Annotated in this window: 24 protein-coding genes; 8 read left to right on the forward strand and 16 right to left on the reverse strand. The window is 62.4% G+C overall.

Going from position 1 to position 24846, the window contains the following annotated elements; translation table 11 throughout:
- Positions 1–14: 14 nt before the first annotated feature.
- Positions 15–866: an enoyl-CoA hydratase/isomerase family protein gene (locus HWX91_RS13820; RefSeq protein WP_028194278.1), complete on the reverse strand. Its 852-nt coding sequence runs from the start codon at positions 864–866 to the stop codon at positions 15–17.
- 219 nt (positions 867–1085) lie between these two features.
- Between HWX91_RS13820 and HWX91_RS13825 the strand changes: the two genes are divergently transcribed.
- Positions 1086–2303 (forward strand): CaiB/BaiF CoA transferase family protein, encoded by a 1218-nt coding sequence (locus tag HWX91_RS13825; RefSeq protein ID WP_042273710.1) that lies wholly within the window; start codon positions 1086–1088, stop codon positions 2301–2303.
- Positions 2304–2373: 70 nt separating this feature from the next.
- Positions 2374–4032: a class I adenylate-forming enzyme family protein gene (locus HWX91_RS13830; RefSeq protein ID WP_052660608.1), complete on the forward strand. Its 1659-nt coding sequence runs from the start codon at positions 2374–2376 to the stop codon at positions 4030–4032.
- 5 nt (positions 4033–4037) lie between these two features.
- On the opposite strand, the gene HWX91_RS13835 is transcribed toward HWX91_RS13830, so the two are convergent.
- Positions 4038–4907, reverse strand: coding sequence for a PaaX family transcriptional regulator (locus HWX91_RS13835; RefSeq protein WP_028194280.1), 870 nt, complete (start codon positions 4905–4907; stop codon positions 4038–4040).
- Positions 4908–5030: 123 nt separating this feature from the next.
- Positions 5031–5417 (reverse strand): PaaI family thioesterase, encoded by a 387-nt coding sequence (locus tag HWX91_RS13840; protein ID WP_028194281.1) that lies wholly within the window; start codon positions 5415–5417, stop codon positions 5031–5033.
- Between the two features lie 252 nt (positions 5418–5669).
- Between HWX91_RS13840 and HWX91_RS13845 the strand changes: the two genes are divergently transcribed.
- Positions 5670–6770 carry a porin gene (locus HWX91_RS13845; protein WP_028194282.1) on the forward strand — a complete coding sequence of 367 codons (1101 nt, stop codon included), beginning with the start codon at positions 5670–5672 and terminating at the stop codon, positions 6768–6770.
- A gap of 63 nt (positions 6771–6833) precedes the next feature.
- Positions 6834–8141, forward strand: a complete 1308-nt coding sequence (locus tag HWX91_RS13850; protein ID WP_042273712.1) for an MFS transporter — start codon at positions 6834–6836, stop codon at positions 8139–8141.
- Positions 8142–8165: 24 nt separating this feature from the next.
- On the opposite strand, the gene HWX91_RS13855 is transcribed toward HWX91_RS13850, so the two are convergent.
- Both HWX91_RS13855 and HWX91_RS13860 read right to left on the reverse strand, forming a co-directional pair.
- The gene (locus HWX91_RS13855) at positions 8166–8978 is read right to left on the reverse strand and encodes a PaaX family transcriptional regulator (protein WP_052660609.1); all 813 of its coding nucleotides are present in this window, start codon (positions 8976–8978) and stop codon (positions 8166–8168) included.
- 85 nt (positions 8979–9063) lie between these two features.
- Positions 9064–10743 carry an AMP-binding protein gene (locus HWX91_RS13860; RefSeq protein ID WP_028194284.1) on the reverse strand — a complete coding sequence of 560 codons (1680 nt, stop codon included), beginning with the start codon at positions 10741–10743 and terminating at the stop codon, positions 9064–9066.
- 349 nt (positions 10744–11092) lie between these two features.
- Here HWX91_RS13860 and HWX91_RS13865 point away from each other — a divergent pair, with 349 nt between their 5' ends.
- The 4 genes from HWX91_RS13865 (at position 11093) to HWX91_RS41310 (ending at position 15226) form a co-directional block, all read left to right on the forward strand.
- Entirely contained in the window at positions 11093–12295 is a 1203-nt protein-coding gene (locus HWX91_RS13865) for a cytochrome P450 (RefSeq protein ID WP_028194285.1), read from the forward strand.
- Between the two features lie 55 nt (positions 12296–12350).
- Positions 12351–13454, forward strand: coding sequence for a Zn-dependent alcohol dehydrogenase (locus tag HWX91_RS13870; RefSeq protein WP_028194286.1), 1104 nt, complete (start codon positions 12351–12353; stop codon positions 13452–13454).
- A 38-nt stretch (positions 13455–13492) separates the two neighbouring features.
- On the forward strand, positions 13493–14908 hold the full coding sequence (locus HWX91_RS13875) for an aldehyde dehydrogenase family protein (protein WP_028194287.1): 1416 nt from the start codon (positions 13493–13495) through the stop codon (positions 14906–14908).
- A gap of 81 nt (positions 14909–14989) precedes the next feature.
- Positions 14990–15226 (forward strand): ferredoxin, encoded by a 237-nt coding sequence (locus HWX91_RS41310; protein ID WP_035519185.1) that lies wholly within the window; start codon positions 14990–14992, stop codon positions 15224–15226.
- A 202-nt stretch (positions 15227–15428) separates the two neighbouring features.
- On the opposite strand, the gene HWX91_RS13885 is transcribed toward HWX91_RS41310, so the two are convergent.
- The 11 genes from HWX91_RS13885 to HWX91_RS13935 form a co-directional block, all read right to left on the reverse strand.
- Positions 15429–16484 (reverse strand): LacI family DNA-binding transcriptional regulator, encoded by a 1056-nt coding sequence (locus HWX91_RS13885; RefSeq protein ID WP_025496651.1) that lies wholly within the window; start codon positions 16482–16484, stop codon positions 15429–15431.
- A gap of 155 nt (positions 16485–16639) precedes the next feature.
- The gene (locus HWX91_RS13890; protein WP_052660610.1) at positions 16640–17212 is read right to left on the reverse strand and encodes an NIPSNAP family protein; all 573 of its coding nucleotides are present in this window, start codon (positions 17210–17212) and stop codon (positions 16640–16642) included.
- A 20-nt stretch (positions 17213–17232) separates the two neighbouring features.
- Positions 17233–17985, reverse strand: coding sequence for an SDR family oxidoreductase (locus HWX91_RS13895; protein ID WP_028194288.1), 753 nt, complete (start codon positions 17983–17985; stop codon positions 17233–17235).
- A gap of 8 nt (positions 17986–17993) precedes the next feature.
- Positions 17994–18848 carry an aspartate dehydrogenase gene (locus HWX91_RS13900; protein ID WP_042273717.1) on the reverse strand — a complete coding sequence of 285 codons (855 nt, stop codon included), beginning with the start codon at positions 18846–18848 and terminating at the stop codon, positions 17994–17996.
- Positions 18845–19624: an alpha/beta fold hydrolase gene (locus HWX91_RS13905; RefSeq protein ID WP_042273719.1), complete on the reverse strand. Its 780-nt coding sequence runs from the start codon at positions 19622–19624 to the stop codon at positions 18845–18847. The genes HWX91_RS13900 and HWX91_RS13905 overlap by 4 nt, the downstream gene beginning before the upstream one ends.
- Positions 19625–19627: 3 nt before the next feature.
- On the reverse strand, positions 19628–20176 hold the full coding sequence (locus HWX91_RS13910) for a cupin domain-containing protein (protein ID WP_081832914.1): 549 nt from the start codon (positions 20174–20176) through the stop codon (positions 19628–19630).
- 158 nt (positions 20177–20334) lie between these two features.
- The gene (locus HWX91_RS13915) at positions 20335–21363 is read right to left on the reverse strand and encodes a proline racemase family protein (protein WP_028194291.1); all 1029 of its coding nucleotides are present in this window, start codon (positions 21361–21363) and stop codon (positions 20335–20337) included.
- Positions 21364–21454: 91 nt separating this feature from the next.
- Entirely contained in the window at positions 21455–22114 is a 660-nt protein-coding gene (locus HWX91_RS13920) for an amino acid ABC transporter permease (RefSeq protein WP_028194292.1), read from the reverse strand.
- Between the two features lie 4 nt (positions 22115–22118).
- The gene (locus tag HWX91_RS13925) at positions 22119–22790 is read right to left on the reverse strand and encodes an amino acid ABC transporter permease (protein ID WP_028194293.1); all 672 of its coding nucleotides are present in this window, start codon (positions 22788–22790) and stop codon (positions 22119–22121) included.
- A gap of 10 nt (positions 22791–22800) precedes the next feature.
- On the reverse strand, positions 22801–23664 hold the full coding sequence (locus HWX91_RS13930; protein WP_244144067.1) for an amino acid ABC transporter ATP-binding protein: 864 nt from the start codon (positions 23662–23664) through the stop codon (positions 22801–22803).
- 33 nt (positions 23665–23697) lie between these two features.
- Positions 23698–24576, reverse strand: coding sequence for a substrate-binding periplasmic protein (locus tag HWX91_RS13935; RefSeq protein ID WP_235430105.1), 879 nt, complete (start codon positions 24574–24576; stop codon positions 23698–23700).
- Positions 24577–24846 lie beyond the last annotated feature (270 nt).

Consider the following 24846-nt stretch of genomic DNA (forward strand, 5'->3'; position numbering starts at 1 on the left):
GCAACGCAGGCGAATCAGTCGAACACCTTGTTGCGCTCCTTGAAGGCAGCAGTCGTGCCCTTGTCGCGCCGCTCGCGCAAAAAGTTGTATTCATCTTCTTCCAGCCGAAGATTGGTGCCGAGCGTGTGGCCTACATAGCCACGATAGAACTGCTGAGAACCACCCAGACTGTCGAGCGCCATCTGGAACATTGCCTTGCCGGTGACGAGCGCGTCGCGTGGGTGTTGCGCGACGCGGCGGGCCCAGTCTTCGACAGTGGATTCGAGTTGCTCCTGCGGCACGCTTTGATTCACGAGGCCAAGGCGTTCGGCATCGCGGCCGTCGAAGTTGTCGCCCAGCAGCAGTAACTCGCGCGCTTTCTTCGGACCATAGGTCATGATCTGCGTATTCAGATGCCACGTATTGCCGGCGAGTCCAAGGCGTTGTTCCGAATGGCTGAAGCGGGCGTCGTCCGCGGCAATCGCGAGGTCCACCAGTTCCACCAGATAGAGCCCGGCGCCCGTGCACCAACCCTGCACCTGCGCGATCACCGGCTTTAGCGAATACTGGAAGGCCATGTAGTTCTCGCCGAGCTTGCGGTCGCGCAGCAAGCGCGAACGCTGACTCGGCCGGCGCGGTTTCACACCCGGCTCGGTCACTTCGAGGCCGTACGAACGCACGGCGTCGTTGTAATCGTGCCCGGAGCAGAACGACTGCCCTCGCCCCTTCAGGACGATCACCTTGATGTCGTCGTCGGCCTCCGCTTCGTGCAGCGCTTCGACCAGCGTATCGAGGTCGTCGAATTTCAGCGCGTTGTGCTTTTCGGGACGATTGAGGATCAACCGCGCAACCGGACCGTCTTTCTCGACCAGGATCGCTGGTTCCATACATAGCTCCATGCAAAAGGTTACCGACCGCGAGGACGGGGCCGCCGACCGTTCAATCCGGTCTACTGCGCCAGCGCCTGAATAAATGCTACATCGTTTGACTAATAGTATCAACGAATGTAGTATTTTTTCAAGGCCAACCCGATCCCTCGCAAGAACCGCATTGCCATTTCAGGCTTCATCGATCGGGATGCCTCTGGAAAACCCTGGAGAACAGATATGAGCGAGACATCGCACGGCGAACACGCAGCGCCGCACGATCAAGGCGCACAGCCGCTGGCTGGCATACGGGTGATCGAATTTGCGCACTGGATGGCCGGCCCGCTCGCTGGCGGCCTGCTGGCCGATTGGGGTGCGGATGTGATCAAGATCGAGCCGCCGGGCGGCGAGCCGATGCGGGCAATCTTCTCGTCGCTAGGCGCGCGCAGCGACACGCCCAATGGTGCGTTTCTGGCGGCTAATCGCGGCAAACGGTCGGTGGCGCTCGAAATCAAAACCGAGGCCGGCATGCAGGCATTCGACGCCCTGCTGGGCAGCGCCGACGTGCTGCTCACCAACTTGCGCCCCGACGCACTGATGCGTCTCGAACTGACACCCGAAGCAATTCGCGAGCGCTATCCGCGGCTCGTCTATTGCTCGGTTAGCGCTTATGGCTGGGGTGGTCCCGACCAGAACCGCCCGGGTTACGACGTGGCGGCTTTTTTCGCGCGCACCGGCATTTCGCACGAGATCACTCAGCAGGACAGCGCGCCGCTTGCGCTGATGCAAGGCATCGGCGACAGCTTCACCGCGATGACGGCGGCGACCGGCACGCTCGCGGCATTGCTGGAGCGCGAGCGCACTGGCCGGGGCCAATTCGTCGAGGCGTCGTTACTACGCACCGGCATGTGGGCGCTGTGCGGCGAACTCGGCGTGCAAGCCATGGGTGGCAACCCGAAGCCGCCGTACCCGCGCGGTGAATCGCGTACCCCCCTGTACAACTCCTATCGCGCGCAGGACGGCCGCTGGTTCTTCCTGGTGGGAGTGGAGGCACAACGCCATCTGCCCTCGGTGCTCGCCGCGATCGGCCGCAGCGACTTGCTGGGCGACGAGCGCTTCAACAGCGCCCGGGCGATCGCGAAGCATCGCGCTGAATTCATTCCTATGCTCGACGCCGCGTTTGCCGCGCATCCGCTCGCGCATTGGGCCGACGTTTTCGACGAACACGGCGTGTGGTGGGCGCCGGTGCAAACGCCGGCGGATCTGATCGACGACGCGCAGGCCGCCGCCACGGGCGCATGGATCGAAGTGGACACCGGCGCCGGTTCCGCATCGGTGAAATCGGTTGAAGCGCCGATCCGTTTCGACGGCAAGCGACGTTCGCACGTGGCCGCATCGCCCTCCGTCGGCGAACACACTGAAGAAGTCCTCGGCGCGCTCGGTTTCGCCACGCGTTAGCGCGCCGGTTCCCGTTCCACGCAATGCAATTCGCGCACGGCGCGTTTTCTATCCATCACAGAGGTAACAAATGGCGGAAGTCATGACCGAAGCCGGTCAATCCCAACGTTGGGGCCGCGATGTCGAATCGATCACGGTCGATCAGCATGCCTGCCGCGCCTATCGAAACCGGCCACGCTCGCTCGCCGAATTGCTGACCGATAGCCTGCGCTGGGGCGAGCGACCGTTTCTCGTCGAAGGACAGCGGCGCCTCAGCTTCGAGACGCATGCGCGCGCCGTCGGCGTGGTGGCAACACAGCTTCGCGCAGCCGGCGTGCGCACTGGCGACCGTGTGATGCTGCTCGGCTTCAACAGCGTCGAATGGCTGCTCGCGTTCTGGGCGACCCAGCGCCTGGGCGCCGTCGCCGCACTCGGCAATGCCTGGTGGAGCGACACGGAAACGGCTCACGCAGTGGATCTGGTGAAGCCCGCGCTGATCGTCACCGACCGCCCCGCCGACCGAGCGTTTCCAGCCGGCTATACACGGCTCGCCTTCGATCAGTTGCACGCGGAACATGGCGCCGACGCAATGTTCCATCTGCCCGACGCGACTATTGCGGAAGATGATCCGGCCATTCTCATGTTCAGTTCGGGCACGACAGGCGCAGCCAAGGCCGTAGTGATGTCGCATCGCGCCGTGATCGCGAACATCCAGAATCTGCTGGTGCTGACCGGCCGCCTGCCGAATGAACTGGGCCCGGACCACGCCGGCACCACCAGCTTGCTGAGCGTGCCGCTGTTTCATTTGTCGGGCATTCAGATCAGCTTCTCCACGCTGCTGTCCGGCGGCGCGCTGATTTTTCTGGAAGGCCGCTTCACACCCGAAAAGGTATTGAGCCTGATCCAGCAGGAACGCGTACGCGTCTGGGGCGGCATTCCAACGATGGTGTCGCGCGTAGTCGAGTTCGAGCACTTCGCCGACTACGACACCTCCAGCGTCAAATCCATTCCGATGGGCGGTGCCGCCGTCTCGCCCGAACTGCGCGCGAAAATTCAGGCGGCGTTTCCGCTCATCAAGAAGCGCGTCAATAGCTTGTATGGGTTGACGGAAGCGGGCGGCGTGCTAGCCGCGGCATCCGGTGCGGAGTTGCAGGGGCGGCCAGGTTGCGTCGGCCGGCCGTTGCCGGTGGTCGAGATCAGGATCGATAAAGCGGATCCGCACGGCGTGGGCGAAATCTGCGCGCGCACGCCTTCAGCGGCCAGCCGCTATTGGGGCGAAGAAGCGTCGATCGCCGACAAGGACGGTTGGATTCGTACGGGCGACCTCGGCCGTCTCGACGAAGAGAATCGACTCTATGTAGTGGGCCGTTCGAAAGACATCATCATTCGCGGCGGCGAGAATATCGCGTCGGCTCATGTAGAGCGCTGCCTGGCTACGCATCCGGATGTGCTCGAGGTCGCCGTCGTCGCATTGCCGCATGACGATCTCGGCGAGGAAGTGGCGGCCGCTGTGGTGCTGCGCTCGGGCGCGACGCTATGCGCGGACGATCTCGCGGCGCACGCCGGCGCGACGCTCGGTCGCTTCGAAATTCCGTCCCGCTGGTGGCTGCGCTACGACGCGTTGCCGACCAATGCATCAGGCAAGATTCTCAAGCGCGAACTCGTTGAGCAATGGCCCGCCGCCGATGCACCGGGCAGCCCGCGGGACACGCCGCTCACCGCGCCTTCGAGTGTCGCCCCCAACTGCTGAGCCGGTTAGCGCGCCGGCGCGGTACCGGTTAGCTCCGTCCACCTCGCGTGGGCGGCGTCTTGCCAGCGCGCCCGAATCGCGCCCAGCTTCGCGGCGTCCTGGCGCCCCTGCCAACCGGCTGGCAACAGAATGTCCGGCAGACCGGGATCGATATAGGGCAAGCGTTGCAACTGATTGACCAGTTGCACGTGCGCAAACAGGATCGCGTCGTCCGAGCGCGGCCGCATTTTCTGGAACGTCGAGGCGAGTTCGCGATAATGCTCCGACACGGCGTCGAGATTCCATGCGCGCTGCGCGAGCTCGGCATCGCTCACGCCGAGATCGAACGATTTGCCGACAAACCCGAACGCCACCCCCGACAGACCTAGCTCCGCAAGTACCGCCTTCGTTTCACCCTGCCTGTTCACGTGAGGGTTGACCCACAGGGCTGGCGATGGATTGCCGAAGCCCAACCAGCTCAGTGCGCGATAGGCTTTAACGCGCATCGTGCGATGCGTTTCGGGCAAGGACAGATGCAGGACCAGCCAATGACCATTCCACGCTTCGCCCGCCAGCGATTTCACACGCAGCGAACCCGCTGCGATCAGCTCGCGGCCGCGCGCGGTCAGCGACCAGCTGGCGCGCCGGCCGTCACGTGCATTCTCGATCCATCCCGCCGTTGCCGCACGCGCAATCGCCTGACGAGCCGCTTTTTCGGCCACGCCAACACCTTCTAATGCATGCAGCAGGGTAGCCGTCCACACGGGACGATCCTCGCGCACGACGAACTCGCCGAGCAGCGTCAACAGGAGCGAGCGAGCGCTGCCCGGCGTGACGCGTTCTGCGGTATCGGCTTCGTCGCCGAATTCAATTGCGTTGTGAGACGAATCTGCCATTCCGCGTTCCTGATCTGACGAGCGTAAAAATTGAGGGCGCTGTAAAAAACGTCCGATGGTAGGCAGTTTGCCACGGACACGTCAAGCCGCGAAGCGCGCCCACATGAGCCGCGGCCCTCTGCCTCACGCCGCAAACGTGGCGTGGCTGAACACGCCTTGCGCGGTGGCCATAAGCACACCGCTATCGGTCCATGCCTCGCCGTTGGCAAAGAACACTGACCGGCCTTCGCGCTGAACATAGCCCCTGCCGACGATATGTGTGCCCACGCCCTTTTCCAGATACGACAGCGTCAGCGAGAGGGTCGAACCGACGCGCTGCTTCCCCGCTTCACGATTGAACAGGCCCGCGAGGCCGCATACCGAATCCAGCAGCGCGGCGGTCACACCGCCGTGAAGGATGCCGCCGGAATTCAGCAGGTTCGGCGTAACCGGTAAAACGATCTCGGCATAGCCATCACGCCACACTTCGACCCTTGCACCCAGCAGATCGATGAACGGATTGAGCTTCATATGTCCCTGCTCCATGGTGGACTGGCGAGCGCATTCCCCGCCGCCGCCAATCGGCGTTTAAGGGTAAACACGTCGCTGCATAAATGCTACATGCGATGTAAATTGTTATCGCACAATGTAGCACATCAGAAGCGCTCCGCAAACGACCCACGTTCCGCGACGAACGAATCGTAGCTACGCAAAGCGCGACGCCAGATCAAAATCCTTAGTCCTACGTATAACAAAAAGAATCTTGAACATTCGGAGACGTTGATGAAAAAGATTGCTTTCGGCATAACCTGTCTTGCGTTCACAGGCGCCGCGCACGCGACGGTGACGCTCTATGGCCTGATCGACGCGGGCCTCACCTATACCAACAATCAGAAGGGATCATCGAACTGGCAAACCGCCAGCAGCGTGATGCAGGGCGACGCCTGGGGACTGCGTGTCACGGAAGACCTGGGCGGTGGATTGACAAGCGTCGCGGTGGTGGAAAGCGGCTTCAACCTGTTCGACGGCACTTTCATGCAAGGCGGCCGCGAATTTGGCAGGCAAGCTTATCTTGGCCTGTCGAATCAGTACGGCACGGTGTCGGTCGGCCGGCAATACGACCTTGTCGCGGATTTCGTCATCCCTGTCAGTTCGGTACCGTATCTCGGCGTCTATTCCGGACACGTTCAGGACAACGACAACCTCCAGCACACGTTCCGTCTTAGCAACGCAGTGAAATACATCAGTCCGAGCTACGGCGGTTTTTCGTTCGGCGGTATTTACGCGTTCGGCAACGAGGCGGGCTCGTTCGCGACCAACCGGGCATGGAACGTCGGGGCAAGCTATAAACACGGCGCGTTTTCAATCGCCGCGGCATACGAGGCGTTAAGCCAGCCGGCCGGCAACACGACGGGCGCGGTGGGCATGTCCGGAACTTCCGGCTCCGATTATCCGTCGCTCCCCGCGCTCTACGAGACCGGCACCGTGCTCAAACAACAGATCGCGGTCGTGTCCGGCAACTACCAGATCGGCAAGTTCACCGTCGGCGCGACCTACAGCCATGTGCGTTTCGACGTCACCACCTCGCCCGTGAATGTCGACAACTTCGAGGTCTTCGGCAGTTACGCGGCGAGTCCCGCACTATTTCTGACCACCGCGCTCGCACAGAGCAACGTCAAGCTGGTGGATTCCGGCATGAAGCCGAAGTACCAGCAGGTTAGCGGCACCGTGGATTACTTCCTCTCCAAACGCACGGACGTCTACACGTCGGTCTCTTACCAGCATGCGGGTGGCGATGCCAAGGTGGCCAACCTGTACTCGCTGCCTGCTTCCTCCACGACCAATCAGCTCGCGGTACGCATCGGTTTGCGGCACAAATTCTAGGTCACGCGGCGTCGCTCCTGTTCCCCTCCCGCCACCGCACGTGCAAGCTCAAAGGAAAACCAAATGCAACCGACTTATGAAGCGTCCGGCATCGCGTTGCCCGTTGCAACGACGGCGTCGATATACCGGAAGATCACCTGGCGGCTCATCCCGTTTCTGTGCCTTTGTTATCTCGCCGCGTATCTCGACCGCATCAACATCGGTCTGGCGAAATTACAGATGTCAGTCGATCTGCAGTTCAGCGAAACGGTTTACGGGCTCGGCGCGGGCCTGTTCTTCGTCGGCTATGTCGCGCTGGAAGTGCCGAGCAATCTCTTGCTACATCGCTTCGGCGCGCGGCTGTGGATCAGCCGCATCATGATCACGTGGGGCGCATTGTCCATGTGCACGTTGCTCGTGACGACACCAACGCAGTTCTATGTCGTGCGCTTCCTGCTCGGCGCGGCCGAGGCCGGCTTTCTGCCCGGCGTGCTGCTCTATCTGACGCAGTGGTATCCGCCGGACCTGCGCGGCCGCGCAGTCGGGCTGTTTCTGATGGGACTGCCGCTCGCGAGTCTGATCGGCAACCCGCTGTCAGGCTGGATCATGGGCGCCTCCGCCGGCGTGCATGGCTGGACCGGCTGGCAATGGTTGTTTTTTCTCGAAGGCATTCCATCGATCGCCCTCGGCCTGCTGGTGCTGATTCTGTTGCCGCGCAACGCTCAGGCGGCGGCCTGGCTGACCGCAAGCGAAAAAGACGCGTTACGCGCCGATCTCGAACGCCATCCGCCGATGCTGAAGCACGAAGGCGCCGGCCCGGCGTTGCGTAACGGCTATGTGTGGGTATTGTCTTTGATCAACATGACGCTGGCGCTGATCATCTATGTGATCGGCTTCTGGTTGCCGACCATCATTCGCGAGTCGGGCGTCCAGGGCAGTCTGCGAATCGGCCTCCTCACCGCGATTCCGAGCCTCGCGGCGATCCTGTTGATGCTGGTGCTTGCGACACGTTCGGATAAACATCGCGAGCGGCGTTGGCATCTGATCATTCCGCTGTTCACCGCAGGTGTCTGCATCGCCATCGCGGCACGCTTTCTCGACAATACGTTCATCACGCTCGCCCTTCTCACCGTCGCCAACGCCTGCATTTTTGCGTCCTTTCCCGTGTTCTGGGCGATACCCGGCAGTCTGCTGAAAGGACGCGCCGCGGCGGCGGGCATTGCGCTCATCAACTCCGTGGCCAACCTCGGCGGGTTCTTTGCGACCTTCCTCATCGGCTGGATCAAGGATGCCACGCATAGCGTGAGCGCCGGGCTCGTGGTATTCGCCGGACTGGCCATGCTGGGCTGCCTGCTCACATTCCTGCTGCCGGCCAGGATCACCAACCGCTAGCGCAACGAGCCGGCGCGACGCCGCTCAGAGCACCGGCGCGGCGCCCGCGAGTTCATCCCAACGAGCATGCGCCGCACCGCTCCATTGCTCGCGCAGCGACTCGAGCTTCGCGGCCACCTCGCGGCCCCGCCAGCGCGACGGCAGCAAGGCGGCCGGCAGACCCGGATCGATGAACGGCACGCGCTGCCACGCGTTCACCAGTTTGACGTGCGTGAACAGGATCGAGTCATCGGAGCGCGGCCGCAGCTTGCCGAACTGTTCGCGCAGCAAGTCATAATGTGCTGCGACCGACTCCAGGTCCCATGACTTTTCGACCAACTGCCGGTCCGTCAAACCGAAACGCAATCCGGAACCGGCGAATGCGCACGTGAAGGTGGACAGACCCAGTTGTTCGACCACGCGATGCGTCTCGTCTTCACGTTCCGTGTGCGGATTGACCCAGAGCCCCGGCATGGGATTGCCGAAACCCGCCCACGACAGCGCGCGATACAGCTTGATGCGCTCGGGCCGGTGCGATTCCGGCAGCGAAATCGCGACCACCAGCCAGCGGCCGTCCCACGGCGCAGTGCGGCTCATCGACTGCACGCGCTGCGCGCCCTCGTCGATGATGCGGCGTCCGCGCGCGGTCAGCACCCAGCAGGTCTCGCGACCGATGCGGTGCGCCTCGATCCATCCCGACGCCCCCGCCCGCGCGATCGCCTGACGCGCCGACTTTTCCGTGATCCCGATTCCGCCCATCGCTTGAACGAGTGTGGCGGTCCAGACCGCGCGTCCGCCGGGTCGCACGAATTCGCCGAGCAAAGTGAGCAGCAAGGAACGGGCGCTGCCGGAACTCATGCGCCGCGCAGCGGAATCTGTGGAAGCGGCCCGCATCGAGGCGCTTGTCGCAAGGGCGAGGCGTGCAGTCATGCGGCTAGCCAGCTCAACCGGCTGGTCGCGCGGGCGTCTTCGTGGCAACCAGTCCGCGATGGCCGCCACCGAGGATCTGCTCACGCAGCACATGCCTGCGTACTTTGCCGCTCGCGGTGAGCGGCCATTCGTCGATAAAGAACCAGATAGCAGGCGTCTTGTAGGCGGCGAGACGGCTGCGGCACCACGCATGCAAGCCGTCGACAAATGCCGCGCAAGGAGGTGCTGTATCAGGAGCCGCCCCGTCGTTAGCCGAGAGCCGTATGACTGCCGCCACGACTTCACCCCACCGCTCGTCGGGCAAACCTATCACGCACACGTGCGCAATGTCGGGATGATCGAACAACACCTCTTCGATCTCACGCGGATAAATATTCTCGCCGCCGCGAATGATCATGTCCTTGAGTCGGCCTGTGACGCGTACATATCCGCGCTCATCCATGGCACCGAGATCGCCCGTGTGAAGCCAGCCGTCTTCGCGCAGCGTGGCGCTGGTTGCATCGGCCGCGTTGAAATAGCCTTGCATGGTCTGATAACCACGCGCGCAGATTTCGCCCGACGTATCGAGCGGCAGCACTTCGCCCGAGATCGGGTCGGCAATTTTCAGTTCCATCTGCGGTAACGGACGGCCTGCCGTTTCGGCCTGATCCTCGGGCGAGTCGTCGCCACTGGTTTGCGTAATGACGCCGTTCAGTTCCGTCTGACCGAAGAGGATCGAAAACTTGCAGCCGAACGTCGTGGTTGTCCGCCTGACGAGCGCGGAGGGAACAGCCGACGCGCCGGAGAGAATCAGCTTGAGCGACGACAGATCGCGGCGCGGCCGATCCGGATGATCGAGCATCGCAACCAGCATTGTGGGCACGACCAGCGTGGCCGTACCTCGCTCGCTTTCGATCATTTCCAGCATCTTCGCGGCATCGAAACCCGGCATCAGCACGAAGGTCCCGCGTTGCGCCAGCGCACCGACCGCGGACACGCCGCAGCCGCCCACATGAAACAGCGGCATCGCGTTGACCCACACGCCGCCGTCGCCGAAGCCCGCGCGCAACGCGGCGAAGCGCGATGCGTTGACGATGCCGCGTTGATGCAGACAGGCACCTTTGGGAAATCCAGTGGTGCCGGACGTGTACTGAATCTGCACCATATCGCCGGGGGCGATTGCCGGCAGCGGCGTTCTCGCGCTGGCCGAATCGACGAAGTCCTCCCAGTCGCTCAGACACACCGTTTCGCGCAGATGCGGCAGGCGCGCGCGCACCGACGAGAGGACCGCCGACAGATCGTTATTGCGGTAGAGCGATGCGTAGAAGACGCCAGCGACTTCCGACGTCTTCAGAACGTGCGTGAGTTCGTCCGCGAGAAAAGCCGGGTTGACCGGCACCAGAACGATTCCCGCGAGCCCCGCGCCGTGTTGCAACAGGATCCACTCGGGACAGTTCGGCGCCCACACCGCAATCCGCTCGCCGGGCGCGAAACGGGAAAGCAGCGCATGCGCCACCTGCTCGGCCGCTTCGAGCAACGCGCGATAACTCCAGCGCCGCCGCGCCGCGTAGCCGTCGATTCCTTCAACCAGTGCGATGCGCTCGGGCACCTCCGCTGCTGCTTTACGCAACAGGTCGCCGAGCGTGCAGTCCAGCACCTCCAACGATGTGTCTTTCGCCCAGTATGACCCGGCCAATCCAACCTCCACGCCCATCGCTTCGCTCCATCGATTGTAGTGAATGCGGGCTGTGGCGCGCCATGTTTGTTACGGACTGCCGGAACACCGCGACGCACACAGAATTTTATCTACCTAATTCATTCCTATGTTTATTTTTATGTAGAACATAGACAAGTCTAGTTCATCGCTTGCGTCAACCTCGATAGGTGTAAACGCGGCATCGGCACGGCGACCTTTGCCAGCAGGTTATAGGCAATCTCCGACGACAGCCGGAAGGCATCCTGTCGCTTCGGATGTCACATAAAACGTTCTACACACTTTGACATTTTGGATTGTTATATGTAGTGTTAACTGCACGTGACAGGGAACGACACTGGAGACACTCATGAGCGACACAACGAACGCAGGCAACGTAAAGGACGGCTACGACATCTTCGCAGGCGACTACGCCAACGACCCGGACGCACTATGGGCTGCAATGCGCAAAGGCGGCTGCCCCGTGGCGCACAGTGACAAGTGGGGCGGCTCATGGGTCGTCACCCGTTATGACGACGTGCGCGACATCGCTCACGACGGCGCGCGCTTTTCGTCACGCGCCGTCGAAGTGGCCGGACCGATCCCGGAAATCGGCCATGAACTCTTTTTGCCGCCGCTCACGTCGAGTCCTGACGACCACAAGGCACATCGCGATCTGCTCGCGCCTTTCTTCACGCCCGCGAAGATCGCCGAACTGGAACCGTTCGTGCGCGACGAAGCACGCCGGCTCGCCACGGCCATCGCCGAGCGAGGCGAAGGCGATGCCGTCGGCGATTACGCGCGCCCCCTCGCGCTCTCGGTGATTTCGCACATTCTCAAGGTCCCGCTCGACGCACAGAACCGTTTCGTCGATTGGGTCGTCAGACTGGTGCGGCTTGGCCCGCTCGACCAGAAGGTGCGCAGCGCCGTCGTGCAAGAAAAGCTGGCGTATCTGGAGAAGCTTCTCGAAGAACGCGCGAGCGCGCCGGGTGACGATCTGATCAGCTATCTCGCCCATGCCACGCTGAACGGCGAACCGCTTAGCCGCAAGCACAAGCTGGGCAGCCTCTTCCTGCTAGTTCTGGCCGGTGCCGACACGACGTGGAGCGCGATGGGCGCAAGCCTGTGGCACCTCGCATCGCACGCCGACGATCGCGCGCAACTGTTGGCGCAGCCGGACATGATGCGCACCACTGCGGTCGAAGAATTGTTGCGCGCTTATGCGCCGGTTTCGATTGCGCGCCTGACCTCGGAGCCGGTCGAACTGCACGGCCGCTGCATCGCTGCGCAGGAGCGCGTGATTCTGCCGCTGGCCGCCGCCAATCGCGATCCGGCCGTGTTCGACGAGCCCGATACCGTCAAACTCGATCGCAAACGCAATCGGCATCTGACGTTTTCCTCCGGCGAGCATCGTTGCCTCGGCTCGAACGTGGCGCGCCTCGAATTACGCGTGGCGCTCGAAGAATGGTTGCGTGTGATGCCGGATTTTCATCTCACCGCGCCGGACGCGGTCGAATGGACGGCCGGTCAAACGCGCGGACCGGAACAGGTTCTGATCGCTGTCGATCGCTGACTGGCCGGCATACCCGCCCATCGTCTCTCTCCTCTCCGCGGAAATTTCCTCGCTTATGAAAACGCAAGCCGCCGTCCTCAGCCGTCCGGGCGAACCGATCCGGATGATCGATCTGGACCTCGAACCGCCGCGCGCCGGCGAAGTGCTCGTCGCAATCGGCGCATCGGGTGTCTGCCATTCGGATCTGTCCGTCTTCACCGGGCGCTTGCCCAATCCATTGCCTGTCGTTCTCGGTCACGAAGGCGCCGGCACGGTGGTCGAAGTCGGCGAAGACGTGACCGAACTCGCCGCGGGCGATCGCGTCGTGTTGAGCTGGCTCACCCAGTGCGGCCGATGCTTTTACTGCCAGCACGAGCAGCCGTCGCTGTGCGACTCGGGCACGGCGGCGATGGCGCGCGGCACGATGCCCGACGGCACGACTCGCTACCGATGGAACGGCGAGCCGGTTTATCACATGGCCGGCCTCGGCACCTTCTCGAGGCATTGCGTCGTGCCCGCGCGCGCCGCCGTCAAACTGCCGCCCGAGATGGACCTCGCCCCGGCTTCATTGATCGGTTGCGGCGTGCTGACCGGGTTCGGCGCGGCGGTCAACACGGCCCGCGTCGCAGTGGGCGAATCGGTTGCAGTGATCGGTTGCGGCGGAGTCGGACTGAACGCGATACAAGGCGCGCGTATCAGCGGCGCGCGCCAGATCATCGCGATCGATCCGAGCGAGGAACGGCTCGCGTTCGCCCGTGAATTCGGCGCGACGCTGACGCTACAGCCAGGCGCCGAACTGATCCGCCAGATTCGTAAGGCGACAGAGGGACGCGGCGTGGACGCCGCCATCGAGGTGGTCGGCCATCAGGACACTGTGCGCGACGCGGTCCGCATGACGCGGCGCGGCGGCCGTGCCGTGCTGGTCGGCGCGGGCCCCGACGACGTGGTGGTCAATGTGCCGTCGTTCACCGGTATCGTCATGACCGAGAAAACCATTCGCGGTTCCCTTTATGGTTCTGCGCACGTTCATCGCGAAGTGCAACGCCTGATTGGTCTCTACGAACAGAAACTGTTGAAGCTCGACGAGCTGGTGACCCGCACGTTCGAGTTTCCCGCCGTCAACGACGCACTCGACTACTGCGCGTCCGGACGCGGCGCACGCGCCGTCCTGCGGTTCTGACCGAACGCAAAGCCACCGTTTTCCAATCTGGAGTTTTAATGAACCTCTACAAAATGACGATCGACGGCGGCGAGACGAGCGCTGCCTCGTGGTTCGACGTCGTCAATCCGGCCACCGGCGATATCTTTGCGCAAGCCCCGCAATGCACCCAGGATCAGCTCGACGACGCGATGGCCAGTGCGGCGCGCGCTTTCGTGTCGTGGGGCGTAAGCGACGACAGCGTGCGCCGCGCGGCGCTGCAAGGCATTGCCAATGCATTGATCGCGGCACAACTGGAGCTTGCGGAACTGGTGACAAAAGAACAAGGCAAGCCACTCATGGCGGCCGCCTTCGAAGTGACCGAGACCGCGCGCTGGTTCAGCTATTTTGCGGAGCTGCCGCTGCGGCCGGAGGCGCTTCAGGACGATGCACGGGGTCAGGCAGTGCTCGTGCGCCGTCCGCTGGGCGTCGTCGCCGCGATCACACCGTGGAATTTCCCGTTGCTTCTACTCGGAATGAAGCTCGCGCCCGCACTGCTCGCAGGCAATACGATCGTGTTGAAGCCTTCACCGTTTACGCCATTGTCGACACTCGCCGCGGGGCGAATCATCGCCGGGCATTTACCGCCCGGCGTACTCAACGTGGTCAGCGGCGGCGATGCGCTGGGTGCGTGGATGACCGGTCATCCGGCGGTTCGCAAGATCAGCTTTACAGGATCCGTCGCAACGGGCAAGGCGGTCGCCGCTGCGGCATCTCCGGACCTCAAGCGCATCACTCTCGAACTGGGCGGCAACGACGCCGCGATCGTGCTGGATGATGCCGATCCCTCACGTGTCGCGGCGGGCATTTTCTGGGGAGCGTTCACGAACAACGGACAGATTTGCGCGGGAATCAAGCGCGTTTATGTGCCGGACCGGCTGCATGATGCAGTGGTCGAAGCGCTCGCGGAGCGCGCCCGTCGAGCACGGGTCGGCAACGGCATGGACGATGGCGTGCAGCTCGGTCCGATCAACAACAAGCCACAGTTCGAGCGGGTCTCGAGCCTCGTCGCTGATGCGTTGGCTGACGGCGCACTGGCCGCCGCCGGCGGACACGCGATGGACAGGCCGGGCTACTTCTTCGAGCCGACGATTTTGCACGAGGCGCGTGAGGGCATGCGCATCGTCGATGAAGAGCAGTTCGGTCCGGCGTTGCCCGTTCTGCGCTACGGCGATCTCGACGAAGCGATCGCACGGGCCAATGCAACGCCGTACGGATTGTCTGGATCGGTCTGGAGCTCGAACGAGGAGCGTGCAGCACGCGTGGCCGCCCGGCTCGATTGCGGAAGCGCCTACGTCAATACGCACCTGGTCGTGCAGCCGCATTTACCGTTCGGTGGCTGGAAATGGAGCGGCATCGGCATAGAGAACGGCTCATGGGGACTCGACGCGTTCTGTTCGCTTCAGGTCCGCTATTGCCCTCGCGGCCGCTCGTGACGGTACGCCAGCCGCGGCTGTTTATCGCTGACGACAGTCGCGGGTCTTCACGATCTCATATCGCACACTGCAGGGACAACCATGAAATTAAGCATTACGCCGGGCCTCTGTCACGGCCACAACAATTGCAGCCGGCTTGCCCCGGAACTGTTTGGACTCGACAGCGGTGGCTACGCTATCGTACGAATTCAATCGACACTGCCAAAGGAATTGGAAGAGTTGGCGGAACTCGCGGCCGAGAATTGCCCCGAGTGTGCGATATATGTGGAGACAGAGGACGAGGTCGGCGAACCTACGACCGAAGGGCGGACGTTGTAGCCGTCAACGCGGTCGCGTCGAACGAGCTCCACGAACGCCCGTATAGCGCAGGACACCGGACGAAGCCGACATCTGGCTGCAACCAGTCAAACTGCCACCAAAGTTGACGCGACGCGCGTGAGTGCCCGTCGCAGATTCGTCGCCAGGAACACGCTGCGTGGTCGATCTCCGCGTTCGGTTCGCGCCTTCGACGTCACGCTATTCAAGCCACCTCGGGCGATATCTTCGCAGTGGCAATCCGCGGCACGCTCGTCGATTCACGCACCACCAATTGCGTATCGAGCCGCGCCGACATGACACGCCGCCCCGCGGTCAGCGCACCGATCAGCGAGCGCGCCGCATGACGCCCCATCTCCGCGGCCGGAACCGCGATCGTCGTCAATGCGGGAGAAAAAATGGTCGTGTAATCGTCGTCGTCAAAACCGACCACGGAAATATCCTCGGGCACGCGCAGGCCGAGACGCCGGCATTCCGCAATGGCGCTCAGCGCGAACACATCCGCGTTGCACACCACAGCGGTCACACCGGGGAATTCGTAGTAGATCTGCCGCATCGCATCGGCGCCCTGCATCATCGCCGCACCGTAGCTCTTTTCGATAATGTGAATGCCGTCGTTCAAACCATGCGCCCGCATGGTTTCCTCGAAGCCGCGCATGCGCGCCTGTTGACGGTCGTTGCCCTGCAGCGGACCGGCGACCATTGCCATATTCCTGTGACCAAGCCGGATCAGAAACTCGACGGCCTGCTTCGTCGCCGCGTAATTGTCGAAGCCGATGGACGGCACGATCGGATCTTCGTTATACGAATACGTGGTCACACAGGGAATCTGCGTCTCTTCCAGGTAGCTCCTGAGTCGCGGATCTTCGATCTTGCCGACCAGCAACAGCGCCTCGGCGCCGCGCTCGACGATCTTCTTGACCGCATCGAGCATGTTCCGGTTGTCGAACCCGTTCGTCACCACGAACACGCTATACCCCGCAGCCGTGAGTTGTTCCTCGAACGCGTGCGTCATGCGCGCAAACATCGAGTAATCGAGCGACGGAATCACTGCGCCGATGATGAACGACTTCTGCAGGCGCAGTGCCTTGGCCGCTGGATTCGGGCTGTAGCCCAATTGCATCGCCGCGTTGAATACCTTTTCGCGAGCCTCTGCGCCGACGCGATCGGGAATGTTGAACGCACGGGAGACGGTCGCGACCGAGACGCCCGCCGCCTTCGCAACGTCGAATACGTTCGCTTTTGCTTTCTGACTTTTCATGGCTCAGCAAGATGGGAACGGCGGACAGGGTCCGCTATTCCTGTTTTGACGAGCCAAGTGTATCACCGCGAGGCCGGTTGGAAAACGATTACACGCATGCCCGCCGTACCGCGGCGGGGTAATCATCCGGCAACCCGTGGGCGCTCGCGCAGCCATCAGTACGGACCCCTTTCACAGGTTTTCGTGGTTCGGTGAACGGCACCGTGCGCCTCGAGCCAGTCCGACGCAAGCGCCTCACCGGGGTCGCACACGCACCACACGGCGTTCGGGTCGGGCATCTCTTCGGTCCATACGCCGCGCAACCCCAGCGGTCGGGCGGTCGCGATCGCAGAGGCCACCGCTGCGGCCTTGCCGGTTCTGCACCGGACGGTCGTGAAGACAATCGGCGCGGCGCCGAAATCGTCGATGGCAAACCCGGGCAGCCCGTCGATCGCGTAAGGGGTCAAGATCGTGAGCCGCTGGCTGCTGACCAGCGCGGCCGCCGCCGGCAAAAAATCGTGCGTCCACCGTTCGACCTGCGCCAACGCGGCACGCTTTGCCGTGCGCTCGCCCAACGAGTCGTATTCCCACAGGTGATAAAACGTCACCACCTCGCCGGGAATCAGCCAGTTGGCCACCAGCCGACCGTAAGCGCTGCCCCGGATCGGCATCGCAAGATCCCTGAACAGGCTGAAGTAAGCATCCGCGGCCCGTACGTCGATCCGGTACTCGCGCAACTCGTGAATCATGTCGAAGCACCCCTGTTCTGCTATCGGGCGGTATAGCCGCCATCCACCGTGAACATTGCGCCCGTGGCGAACGACGACTCGTCTGACGCGAGGAACAAAGCCATCGTCGCAATCTCATGCGGCTGTCCCATCCGGTTGACCGGCGCACGCGCCTTCAGTCCGCTGACGAAGCCGTCCGGATCGGGCACGGAGCGCAACATCTCTTCGTAGTAGCTCGACCAGATCACGCCTGGCGCGATGCTGTTGATGCGGATGTTCTGCTCCGCGTGATCGAGCGCCATCGAACGCGTCAACGCAGCCACGCCACCCTTCGCCGCGACGTACGCCGCGCGGTCCGGAATGCCGCACACGGCGGCCGTGGACGAAATATTGACGATCGCCCCTTTGCCACGCCGCGCAATCTCGGGAATTGCATACTTCGAACAGAGAAAAACGCTTTTCAGATTGACCTCCATAATGCGGTCCCAGTCGTCTTCCTCCGTGTTCACGACGGTCCCGCGAATCCCCAGTCCCGCGTTGTTGACCAGGATATCAAGACCGCCGAACGCACTGATCGTGGCGCCCACCGCGTCGCGAATCTGCTGCGACACGACCACATCGGCGCCCACCGCGAGTGCGCGCTCGCCCAGCGCCGCAGCCACGCGCCGCGCCTGGTCGAGATTGCGGTCCGCTAACACGACCCGCGCGCCTTCTTTCACAAAAAGTTCGGCGGTTGCTGCTCCAATGCCTGAAGCCGCGCCCGTCACCAGGGCTACTTTTCCTTCGAGTCGCATATCGTTTCTCATCTTTGGATTAAATGTTCAAGGCGGCGGAAAACCGCTTCTTCGATGCTCATTGCCGCGAGCCACGAGGTGCGCGGGTTGTCCGGTAAAGGATTGTTTTCGAGGCGGATGAACAGATGCCCGAAGGCACCCTGGGCCTCGACTTCATGAATATTCCTGTCGATGCCGGGATCGGCCGTCAGGACGACCGTCGTGTCGTCGAAGCCGATGCCGGCGAGCGCGACCGCGGCCGTGACGTTGGCGTTCTTCGGGTAAAGTCGCGCCGATTCGCCGGCGCTGCCCTCGAAAATGACTGTCGGCAGATCGATCGCCGGCAGATCGAATTGCGACTCGGCAGGCGATCCGAGCCACGCGTGCGGCGGCTTTCTGCCCGTGTAGCGCACGAAATCGAGGCCACCTGTGCGCGCCGCACGCAATGCGTCGATACCGCCGATGGCGCCGGACACCAGCGTGACCCGCGCGCCGCCTGCCTTCGCTGCGGCAGCGATCTCCTCGCGCAGCGATGACGAAGCGAGCGCGCCCACCGACACGACGATTGCGTCAACCCCACGCTCGAGCAGCGGCACCACCGTTTCGTGCACGGCGGCATGACCGGCGCACTCCACTGCGAGAGTCGGCCGCCACGCCACGAGCGCGTCGGCATCATGAAAGACCTCGACGCCGTAAGTCTGCTTCAGCAGATCGGACTCGCCTGCGGCGTCCGGCACAAGGCAGCACCAATCGACATTCGCGGTGCCCAGGGTCTGCAACGCGGTGGCGACGCGCTTTCCCATCGCCCCCATGCCGATGATCACAATACGTTCGCGAACCTCCGCGGACTCAAGAGGCGCCGGCGCTAACTCGCGGACCGTCATGCCGCCCTCCGGTCCAGAAAAGCGGCCACGTGGTCCGCAAACACATCCGGATAAACCTGCGGAAAAAAATGCCCCCCCACGGCGCCGACGAGCATCGCATTGCGGATGCGGCGCGCGAGATCTTCTGAATGGTGAAACGGGACGATGAAATCGTCTCGCGCGCCGACAATCAGCGCCTCGATATCGAGTGCGGCCAGTTCTTCTGAGCGCTCATAGCCGAGCAGCATCTCGATCCGGCGCAACACCGTCTGCACATCGAACTCGTCGTCGCCGTCGAATCGCAGGCGGTCCGCAGCGAGATGCTGCTCGTACCAGCAGGCGTCGTAACCGAAGAGCCGCGCGAACGCCGAATGAGCACGCGTGCCGAGCTTTTCGAGCATCAGGTGACGCAGATCGAACAGATCCCTGAAGCGGCGATCCGGCTTCGCCCACCCGCCGCTGAGTACGATCTTCGCGCAACGCGAGCGGTGATCGATTGCGAGCGTTTGCGCGACGAGGCTGCCTGTCGAATGGCCGATCATATGAGCCACACGCACGTCCTCCGCGTCGAGCACCTCGAGCGCCGCCTGCGCAATCAGTGCAATACGCTGATCCGCGGCCTTCGTACTGCCGCCGACACCGGGATGATCGAACGCGATCACCCGGAAGCGGTCTGCGAGAAGTTCCGCCACAGGCCGCCAGAACGATGCGTGTCCACCGAGACCTGCGATGCACACAATCGCATCGCCGCTCCCGAGCGCCTCGTAATAGACACCTGAGCTTGTATGCCTGCCCATCGCTCAGCTCCCAGCCCGTGGAGTGGAAAAGACCGTGCGAGCCTCGATTTCCGCGACGTTCTCCGGTCGCGCAAACGGTTCGGGAGCAGCTTCGCCCGGCTTGCGTGGACGGCCGATTTGCTGGAAGAAAGTCTCGAGACCCGACGGCAGGAAGAACCAGGCCCAGTGCAGATCGACATCGCCGTCGTTGATGAAGGTGTGGGTACGCAGCTTGCCGAGAAACAGCGTCATGCCCGGCTCGAGCCGGTACTCGGCGCCATCCAGAACGGCCTTGCCGCGACCCGCGATGAAATGCAGGACTTCCTCATTGTCGGTATGCGAATGCAGCCTGACGACGCCGCCGGGCGGCACCGTCTGGGTTCCCACCGAGAACGGCCGATCCATCGGGACGAGATGCGGCGCCACATGGACCGACGCATAGCCATTGGCCGGCTGCGGCTGCCAGTAACTCTCTTCGTCGCGTGGATGCACGAGCAGAAACTTGCCGCCCTCGCCTGCCGCGCGTTGCGCCGGCTGCTTCAATCCACCTGTTTCATCACCATTACTGCTCATGCTCACTCTCCGTACGGAATGACATGTGACCTATAAATACGAAATCGATTACCGCTCAATGAATCACGCTATAGCGCTCTATTCGCTTGAATTACCTTGTATTTTGGTAATCGATTTCACCTTGAGACGAGTGTGACGCCTTACGACTCCACGCCGGCCTAGTCTCTCCAGATGTCGTTTAACCGATAGCCGGTGGGGAACGGGTCGGACCGATCGAGGACGTACTGATGAAACCCGGTGATCCACGCACTCCCCGTGATCGCGGGACGAATGCCAGGTCGGCCGCCCACCGTCAGCGTCTCGACGATCTCGCCTGTGAACTCCGTGCCGATAATCGACCGGTTCAAGAACTTCTCGCCCGGCTCGATTAGACCGCGTGCGTGCAGCACGGCAAGCCGCGCACTGGTGCCGGTGCCGCAAGGCGAGCGATCCAGCCTGCCCGGCGACACGATCACACCGTTTTTCGACGCCAGTCCCGTCGGGGTACGTTCGAGCGGACCTGCAAACAGCGTCTGATTGATCGTGTGAATCTCCGGCGTTTCCGGATGGACTGCCGGAATCTGTTCGGCTGCGGCGGCCTTGATCGCTTCACCGATCTTCACCATGTCTGCCGCTTCGGATGGCTCAACTGAAAATCCTGCGGAAGCCGCATCGACCAGCACATAGATCATCCCGCCGTACGCAACGTCCACGGTCAGCGTTCCGAGGCCGGGTACTTCGACGGGAAGATCCAGGCCGAACACGAAACACGGCACATTGGCGAACCGGACATTCAGGCACTTGCCGTCCCGACACTCCGCCTGCACCTCCACGAGGCCGCCTGGCGCCTCGAGGACCAGACGCGTATAAGGTTCCTGCATCGGCAACATGCCGGTTTCGAGCAACGCAGTCACGGTGCAGATCGTGTTGCTGCCGGACATGGGTACGTAGTACTCCGACTCCATGATGACGAACCCCGCGTCCGCCTTGGGATCGCAGGGCGGCAGCACCAGATTGATACATTGCGTGACGCTGCCGCGCGGCTCCTGCAACAGTAACTTGCGCAGATCGTCTGCCTCGCGCTCGAGATATTGCATCTTCTCGAACATCGTCTTGCCTGGCACGTCGAGCACGCCGCCGGTAATCACATCGTTGCGTTCGCCGGCTGTGTGAACGCCGACCACCGTAATCATTCGCTTCATTTCCATGGCCTGATTTCCTGCCTGATTTCCTGCCTGAGTTCGTGCCTGATTCTCGATCGGAAGCGGCGTCGCCGCCCCTGTCCTTGTCCCTGCCCGCCTAGAAGCGCTTCAGCACTTTTCGCTCGATCCTGCCGACGCAGCGCGTGAGCGGAAACGCGACGACGAAGTAGATGAGCGCCGTTGTCGTGAGAACTTCAACTGGACGCGCGCTCGTATTGGCAATGTTCTGGCCGACGAACATCAGGTCCGCCATACCGAGCGCGGACACCAGCGCACTCTCCTTGAACAGGCTGACGATGTTCGACAGCAGCGGCGGCATCGCACGCACGAAAGTCAGCGGCAAGATGACATGGACGATGCGCGTCATCCGGCCAAGACCCAGCGCCACGCATGCGTCGAGCTCTTCCTTGCGGATCAGCGCGAGGGAGCCGCGGAACGTTTCGCACGTAATCGCGCCCATGTACAAGGACAGCGCCGTCAGCGATGCGGCGACGATGCCGACGTCGACGTGCAGCAGAAGCGGCAGGCAGAAGAAGAACCAGAACAGTTGCACGAGCAACGGTGTGCCGCGGAACAGCTCCACATAGCCGGCCGCCAATGCACGCACGGGCGCGCTGCCGTAAGTGCGCAACAGGCTCGCAATGAACCCGAGCACGATGCCAGCAATCGACGCGCCGACGGTCAGCTTCAATGTGAGCGCGAGCCCGGCGAGCAGAGGGTCGATGTATCCGAGAAGAAACAGAAAATTGAATTTCATACCGTTACACCGAATAGCGCAGCGCACGTCGGCGTTCGACGCCCCGAAGAATCTGGGCAACAGCCACCGATACGGCCAGGTACAGCAACCCTACTGTCGTAAAGACCTCGAGCGGCCGGTAGGTGTCGGACGCCAGTTCCTTGCCGCGATACATCAGTTCCTGAATCGCCACGACAGAAAGCAGCGAGGTCTGCTGCAATGCTGAAATACCGTTCGTCACGAGTACCGGATAGGCGCTTCGGAACGCATGCGGAAGGACGATATGGACGGCGCGCTGAAACGGCGACAAGCCGAGCGCGATACCCGCGTCATGTTGTTCCCGCGGCACCGACTGAATGCCGGCACGGTAGGCTTCCGCGTTGAAGGCCGTGAGATTGAGCGAGATGACGAGGACGCCCATCGTCACCGGTGTCAGAAATACGTTGAAGATGATCGGCACGCAGTAAAAGAACCACACCACCTGGACCAGCGCGGGCGTGCAACGAAAAAATTCGACGAATGCAGAAACCAGCATACGGATCAGCCGCGAGCGGGCCTGCGACAGCAGCCCAACCCCGAACCCTGCCACCACGCCGATTGCGTTCGCACACAGCGCGATCAGGAAAGTGATCGCGAGACCCTGACGCAGTGCGTCGAGCCCCGAAGAGATCGACGAAAAATCGAAGGAGTAAGTCACGCTGGCACTCCTAGTCAATGTGCAGGACGTTGTTCAGAAATTCCCGGGTCCGCTCATGCTGCGGGTTCCTGAACAACTGCTCGGGCGTACCTGACTCGACGACGACGCCGTCCGCGCAGAAGAGAATCCGTGAGGCGACCTTCTTCGCGAACCACATGTCGTGCGTGACCATGATCATCGGCATCGCGTTCGCGGCCAGCTCCTGAATCACCAGTTCGACTTCCGCGACCAGTTCCGGGTCGAGTGCCGACGTGACCTCGTCGAACAGCATGAGCTTCGGGTCGAGCATCAACGCGCGCGCGATCGCCACGCGCTGCTTCTGGCCGCCCGAAAGCTGGGCCGGATAGGCGCGTGCCTTCGCTGCGAGACCCAGCCGTTCCAGAAGGTGGAGCGCGCGCTGTTCAGCCGAGTTGCGCGACTCCCCTTGTGTCTTGCATGGGGCCAATGTGAGATTGCGCAGCACATTCAGATGCGGGAAAAGCGTGTAGTGCTGAAACACCATGCCGATCCGCTTGCGAATCGCCAGATCCATGCGGGTTTGCCGGGATTTGGGATCGAAAGACAGATAGCGCTGACCGTCGAATTCGACGCTGCCGCCGTCGATCGTCTCAAGGCCCATCAACACGCGCAGCAACGTGCTTTTGCCGCCGCCGCTCGGGCCGATTACGACGAGCCGGTCGTCGGGTTGCATGTCGAAATCCAGCCCTTTCAACACCTGCAGAGTGGGACCGTATTGCTTGCACAGCCCTCGCATCCGGACCAGCGGTTGTACGCCGCCGTATGCAGGTGCATCTGCCGGGTTGAAGCCGTCGCGCGACGGTGCTGCTTCCCTCTCGTCCATGGTTTGCCGGCCCACCTTCATCACTTGTTCCATTTGCTTTCCTCGCAACGGCTGCGCGTCATCAGCTTATTGCTTGACCGACTGCGCAGCCTGCTTGACCGCGGCGTCCACGCTTGTCTTCACGAAACCCATCCGGGTCTGCTGCTCGATAAACTGGTTGAGCAGATTCAGGTCGGCAGCAGTGAAGCTTTTGTTCAGGCCAAACGCGACGTCCTGCAGATTGAACGAAGGGGTCGCGCGGAAAATCTCGGCCCAGTCGGGATGCGCCGCCTGGAAAATCAGATTCGCGTCGGATTGGTCGGCCAGCAGATCGGCGCGATGGGAAATCACTGCAAGACGCGTGCTGTCTGCATCCGGCAGACGGAGGATTTGCGCCTGTTTGATGGCCGGCGTGATGGCCTTGTCGTCGGTGGTTCCCTGCACCACCGCGATCACGATGCCCGGCTTGTCGATGTCGGCCACCGATTTGATCGGCGTCGGCAACTTCGAATCGGTGCGGCTGTACACGAAGTCAGTATCGTTCCGAACCACCGCGGTCGAGAAGTTGATCACCTGTTCCCGAACCGGCGTACGGTTGATGGCCATCGCCAGGTCCCACTTGTTCGTTTGCAGCCCCGCGACCATGTTGTCCCACGTCGTATCGACGAAGCGGACTTTCACCTTCAGTACGCTCTCGCCGAACTTGCGGCACAGATCGCTAAAGGCACCGGAGTAATCGCCGGTTTTCGGATCGCGCACGACGAACGGCGGCGCCAGCGCCGCGCCGCAGCGCAGTTCGCCGGCTTTGCGGATCGACGCAAACGTGGTTTCTTCCGCACTGGCGGGCGCCATCGCGCTGCCGATTCCGCTCGCAATACACACACTCAGCACAATCGACTTCAGGATTGAGCGCAGGGTTTTCCGCTCGAAAATCGATTGCGCCTCAGCAGGATGCATGGTCTTCATGATAGTCGTAGGTTCCAAAGAATGAACACAGGTGCACGGGTTCGAAGGCTCTGTATCCGGGTCGCGGCGCGCCTTCCCGGCGCGACGCTCCCGACGTTTTTTCAGCCTATTCGTCTGACGTGGTAATCGATTACACAAAATACTGAAAAACACACGATGATCTGCGTGCTCCGCGCTGGTGACCTAGCGCTTGCTGCTCTTGGCGCATCCGGAGTGCGTAAAACCATGCTAGGTGAAAAAAAAATGCGTGTAAAGGATTACACGCATCCG

This window comes from Paraburkholderia fungorum, assembly GCF_902833645.1.
GTDB lineage: Bacteria > Pseudomonadota > Gammaproteobacteria > Burkholderiales > Burkholderiaceae > Paraburkholderia > Paraburkholderia fungorum.

Coding starts and splice junctions, on each gene's coding strand:
- HWX91_RS13850 (WP_042273712.1), top strand. CDS start 6,834: ATGCAACCGACTTATGAAGCGTCCGGCATCGCGTTGCCCGTTGCAACG.
- HWX91_RS13920 (WP_028194292.1), bottom strand. CDS start 22,114: ATGAAATTCAATTTTCTGTTTCTTCTCGGATACATCGACCCTCTGCTC.
- HWX91_RS13930 (WP_244144067.1), bottom strand. CDS start 23,664: ATGGAACAAGTGATGAAGGTGGGCCGGCAAACCATGGACGAGAGGGAA.
- HWX91_RS13855 (WP_052660609.1), bottom strand. CDS start 8,978: ATGAGTTCCGGCAGCGCCCGTTCCTTGCTGCTCACTTTGCTCGGCGAA.
- HWX91_RS13915 (WP_028194291.1), bottom strand. CDS start 21,363: ATGGAAATGAAGCGAATGATTACGGTGGTCGGCGTTCACACAGCCGGC.
- HWX91_RS13890 (WP_052660610.1), bottom strand. CDS start 17,212: ATGATTCACGAGTTGCGCGAGTACCGGATCGACGTACGGGCCGCGGAT.
- HWX91_RS13865 (WP_028194285.1), top strand. CDS start 11,093: ATGAGCGACACAACGAACGCAGGCAACGTAAAGGACGGCTACGACATC.
- HWX91_RS41310 (WP_035519185.1), top strand. CDS start 14,990: ATGAAATTAAGCATTACGCCGGGCCTCTGTCACGGCCACAACAATTGC.
- HWX91_RS13830 (WP_052660608.1), top strand. CDS start 2,374: ATGGCGGAAGTCATGACCGAAGCCGGTCAATCCCAACGTTGGGGCCGC.
- HWX91_RS13935 (WP_235430105.1), bottom strand. CDS start 24,576: ATGAAGACCATGCATCCTGCTGAGGCGCAATCGATTTTCGAGCGGAAA.
- HWX91_RS13910 (WP_081832914.1), bottom strand. CDS start 20,176: ATGAGCAGTAATGGTGATGAAACAGGTGGATTGAAGCAGCCGGCGCAA.
- HWX91_RS13845 (WP_028194282.1), top strand. CDS start 5,670: ATGAAAAAGATTGCTTTCGGCATAACCTGTCTTGCGTTCACAGGCGCC.
- HWX91_RS13895 (WP_028194288.1), bottom strand. CDS start 17,985: ATGCGACTCGAAGGAAAAGTAGCCCTGGTGACGGGCGCGGCTTCAGGC.
- HWX91_RS13905 (WP_042273719.1), bottom strand. CDS start 19,624: ATGGGCAGGCATACAAGCTCAGGTGTCTATTACGAGGCGCTCGGGAGC.
- HWX91_RS13825 (WP_042273710.1), top strand. CDS start 1,086: ATGAGCGAGACATCGCACGGCGAACACGCAGCGCCGCACGATCAAGGC.
- HWX91_RS13885 (WP_025496651.1), bottom strand. CDS start 16,484: ATGAAAAGTCAGAAAGCAAAAGCGAACGTATTCGACGTTGCGAAGGCG.
- HWX91_RS13875 (WP_028194287.1), top strand. CDS start 13,493: ATGAACCTCTACAAAATGACGATCGACGGCGGCGAGACGAGCGCTGCC.
- HWX91_RS13820 (WP_028194278.1), bottom strand. CDS start 866: ATGGAACCAGCGATCCTGGTCGAGAAAGACGGTCCGGTTGCGCGGTTG.
- HWX91_RS13870 (WP_028194286.1), top strand. CDS start 12,351: ATGAAAACGCAAGCCGCCGTCCTCAGCCGTCCGGGCGAACCGATCCGG.
- HWX91_RS13900 (WP_042273717.1), bottom strand. CDS start 18,848: ATGACGGTCCGCGAGTTAGCGCCGGCGCCTCTTGAGTCCGCGGAGGTT.
- HWX91_RS13860 (WP_028194284.1), bottom strand. CDS start 10,743: ATGGGCGTGGAGGTTGGATTGGCCGGGTCATACTGGGCGAAAGACACA.
- HWX91_RS13840 (WP_028194281.1), bottom strand. CDS start 5,417: ATGAAGCTCAATCCGTTCATCGATCTGCTGGGTGCAAGGGTCGAAGTG.
- HWX91_RS13835 (WP_028194280.1), bottom strand. CDS start 4,907: ATGGCAGATTCGTCTCACAACGCAATTGAATTCGGCGACGAAGCCGAT.